A 3,024-nucleotide genomic window follows, 5' to 3' on the forward strand; every position below is an offset into this window, starting at 1 on the left:
CTATTATCCCTTTTAGACCTTTAATAAAATCAAATAACTACTATTCTAAGGTGTTTACTTCTACAGATACAAAGTTAGTTAACGTATCTCCTTCGTCGTCGGTGACTGTCGCAACAACGCCGTTGAGGGCACCTTGTGACAAGAATTCAATGTCATCTGTATTTTCAAGCCCAGGCTTCAGTTCGAGAGTGAATGCACATGAGTAAACATTTAAACCGAGACCCGAACCGCTGTATTGCATTTCCGCTCCATAGTTACATGCGGAATAAGTCACACCGTTGTATGTACCGCCGGTATTGAGAAGATTAAACTCGTCGTTCATACCATCAAAAGCAAAGACGTTTTCTCCCTTAACAGTCAGAGCTGTGAGGGTGACATCATCTACCTCAGAGGCATTGGTGAGTTCAATTACGACCAACAGGCTGGTTGCAAAGGCCATATCTGTATCAGGAGCCAGAGGATCAAATGTCACTGTTTCACTGTCCATAGCAGATACGGGTTGCTCATCTTCGTCTGTACCGCTGATCGTTGCAACGTTGAGGTGGTTGTCTCCAGCATTACCTTGAACTTGTAACGTCATTGTGCAGCTCGCGAATTCTCCCGGATCCAGTTCAAATCCATTTAATGCAACCGGTGCAATTGGATTACCGTTTTTCGAAGTAACCATACAGTCGCCAGTTAAATCACCAAATGGGTCATCAATCAAACTGGAGAATGTCACGGTATCTGAAGCAGCTACGAACACACCTGGTTCTATCTCGATTTGACTCTTAACAGTAAATAAAAATGTGTAATCGACATCTCGATACAGATCTGGGTTGTCACCAGTTTCATTTACCGAAGTAGGGTTAGCAGTTTTAACTAGTGTAATGGCAGATGGGACATCAAGAACTGCAACTGTATGATCATCTGTGTCTGTCGCAGTGTCATTTTCGTCATCGCGAACCATCGCTGTAACTACATTAGTAAAACTGTCACCAGCGTCTCCAGAAACCCAAGCCGTCAATGTACAAGTGTACGTTGCATCTTTAGCTATAGTGACCGGATCATCCAGACAGTTGCTATCTGCACCGATTAAGCTCAGATCGCCGTATATAGTGTCAATTAGGCTTTCAAGAGCAATCGGCGAGTCATGAGCACCTGAGTCGTTGGTAATATCAAACGTAAATACGACGGTTTCGCCTGGTTCGAGTACTTCAGATTTATCGGCTGTTTTTTCCACGGTCACTGCTGGTGGTTGGTTTGTTAAACTTACGACTATTTCGTTACTACAGTTTGGATTTGGCGTTCCCGCAGTACTTGGAGAGAAACAGAAGTTATCACCCACAGGGTCATCATTTTCATCCAAAATCGTGGCACGTATAAAGTTCTCGAACTTTTCAGGATCAGGAATGTTTGGCAGATCGCTGTCACTAATGTGAACTTTGAACGTACATTTCAGTCCGATCGATTCTGGTGGGATTTCATATGGAAGAGATAAGTTCTCACATGCGCTAGCCAAACCACTCGACATCAGGGTGTAGTAGCCTTTGGTCACGCCTACGTCATTAGATGTTCCATCATTGAGCAGAAAAGTCTGAATAGCGCCGGCACTAGGGTCTGTGCTGGATGATAGTACATCTTCAAGTTTGGTTACGAAAACGCTATTACCAGTACTTGGGTCTGGCTTAATCTCAACGGTGTAACTAAAAGTTTGACCAGGCTCAGTGCCTGTATCTGTTGTTCCTTGTGTGATTGACTTTGTAACAATGGGTGGATCGGGCTGAATAAAGATAGGAACATTGAATTCATCGTTACAGTTACATTTCGAAGGTGCACCTGGAAAGGCTCCTGTTGCGTCTTCACATAGCTCATTTGCGCCAGGTTGGCGCCAACTTACACAGTTGGGCAAGTTGAGTTGCCCATCGCCGTCACTATCGATACATGTTGTTGTGATGGTAGAGCTGTGGACAATTTGTGCTCCTTGCTCTGCATCCCAGCAACTGTCACCATCTAGTTCGCTAGCATTTGTACTGTATGTGTCGTTCAGTGTATAGATATTACATGAACCGCTACGAGCATCTTCACCGCCTTCTCGATTAAAGTATAAACCTATGTCATAGCGTGCACTAGCGGTCGATACGACATCAAAATCTGCTTCAAAAGTGACGTCTTTACCGGATACACAAGTGTCTGTACCTGGGGCTACTGGGTTGCCATCAATATGCGTGATGACAATATTTGAAGCGCTGGCGATGTTAATGTCATTCGCAGTACAATTTAAGTGGTTTACTTGACCCTCTTGCACCGCTCGATCTTCCATACATATGTCCTGGATTCCTGGATCTTGAGCGAATGACATTTGAGCGTACAGGGCTGCCGTACTAACCAGGATGACACTGAACACCCTGCAAAGCCGACTGTGTATTAATCGTTCCATCGTTTACCTTCCTGTTTCATAAAAGAAGTAGATAAAAGGGCTCTGTAAATGCGGTCATACCGGATTTCCTTAAACCTCTCAGGAAAAATCGATAAGTTCAGTACCACGCCCTTGCGTCTAGACAGCTCCTCCAATGCTTTGTGACATCAATGGTCAGCTCAGAGGCCTCTGCCTGGCTGACCACATCGTAGGCAAAAAGCGAACCAGAATTTATCGTTATGATTTATATGAAATTATTGAATCAGGAGTGGATAAAATAAGCCAATTGGTGAACAGAGTGTCAATGCCTAAAAATAGCAAGTGGATTTTTAGTTGCGGTATTAGTTCGAGAGATCAATGAGATAGGTTTTAAGTGTTAGGTTGTTAACTATGATGTAAACACATTGTACAGGTGAACAACTGGTTTACAGTTCGGTGCGAATTGAAAGGGTTGAGGTAATGACTAAGTGTTGCAGAAAATGATATGAAAGCGGTAGGCTTATTATATAAACAATGTTCTACCGATTGTTGAGTGATTAAGTGCTTAATCACAAAAATTGTTTTTTGTTCACGTAAGGTATCAAAAATGAATGAACTTTACTGTCAATGTCTGGTCAGGGTTGCAT

1 protein-coding gene is annotated in these 3,024 nt (G+C 43.2%); it reads right to left on the bottom strand.

Annotation, left to right across the window (positions count from 1 at the left end; genetic code table 11):
* Positions 1-40 precede the first annotated feature (40 nt).
* Positions 41-2,302, bottom strand: coding sequence for a hypothetical protein (locus tag CAG65_RS05370; RefSeq protein ID WP_237668756.1), 2,262 nt, complete (start codon positions 2,300-2,302; stop codon positions 41-43).
* Positions 2,303-3,024 lie beyond the last annotated feature (722 nt).

Source organism: Vibrio sp. V39_P1S14PM300 (assembly GCF_009904765.1).
Lineage (GTDB): Bacteria > Pseudomonadota > Gammaproteobacteria > Enterobacterales > Vibrionaceae > Vibrio > Vibrio proteolyticus.